Consider the following 493-nt stretch of genomic DNA (forward strand, 5'->3'; position numbering starts at 1 on the left):
TACCACGTCCTTCATCGGCTCCTGGTGCCAAGGCATCCACCGTTCGCCCTTGACAACTTAACCACAAAAAACAAGATGCTCGCGTCCACTGTGCAATTCTCAACCAACGACCAACCCACAACCCACACAGTCGCCCACCAAACCCTGAACCAAATCAGGCGGTATGGGTGACCAGGCCGTGCCTGGCATTGAAGACCAACCACAAGGATTGTTCTTTCAGATACCCAACAGGGTGCTTATCGCCTCCACCAGCCGCACTTCAAGGATTTCCACGCCCCGAAAGGGCTGTACTAACCGAGAAGCCGTTGCCAGCTTGAGCTAACCAGTGTCTCCGCCTTTGAGCACCCCGACCTGACATTCGCAGGTCGCGGGCCACTGTCCGCTTTCGCGGATAGTTGCTCCTTAGAAAGGAGGTGATCCAGCCGCACCTTCCGGTACGGCTACCTTGTTACGACTTCGTCCCAATCGCCAGCCCCACCTTCGACGGCTCCCT

1 rRNA gene is annotated in these 493 nt (G+C 56.8%); it reads right to left on the reverse strand.

The features are described from left to right. Positions 1–406: 406 nt before the first annotated feature. Positions 407–493, reverse strand: a 16S ribosomal RNA gene (locus QSK32_RS45300); the annotation flags it as partial.

It is taken from the genome of Actinoplanes sp. NBRC 101535 (assembly GCF_030269225.1).
In the GTDB taxonomy this organism is placed as follows: domain Bacteria; phylum Actinomycetota; class Actinomycetes; order Mycobacteriales; family Micromonosporaceae; genus Actinoplanes; species Actinoplanes rectilineatus.